At 63.3% G+C, this 248-nt stretch carries 1 pseudogene; it reads right to left on the bottom strand.

What is annotated here, in order from left to right:
- Positions 1-248: pseudogene (locus AF337_RS04555) on the bottom strand (N5,N10-methylene tetrahydromethanopterin reductase); the annotation flags it as partial.

Below are 248 nucleotides of genomic sequence, written 5' to 3'. Positions count from 1 at the left end.
GCGGGCAACCTGCCGTTCCCGCCGCCGAAAAGCTTCTGCCGCAAGGGTCCTGCAGCATAGTCCGCCTTGAAGGTACCGCGCTCCTGCAGCACCGGGACGACCAGCTCGACGAAATCGCGCAGGCTTTCCGGCGCCACTGTCCGCGCCAGATTGAAGCCGTCGATTCCACCCTCTTCGATCCATGTCGTAAGATGATCGGCGATCTGGTTGGGTGAGCCCACAATCGGCTTCATCCGGCTGCCGAGCAC

It is taken from the genome of Rhizobium ecuadorense, assembly GCF_001187535.1.
Taxonomy (GTDB): Bacteria; Pseudomonadota; Alphaproteobacteria; order Rhizobiales; family Rhizobiaceae; genus Rhizobium; species Rhizobium ecuadorense.
The sequence above is the reverse complement of the archived record's forward strand: the minus strand, read 5'-3'. Positions and strand labels throughout refer to the sequence as shown.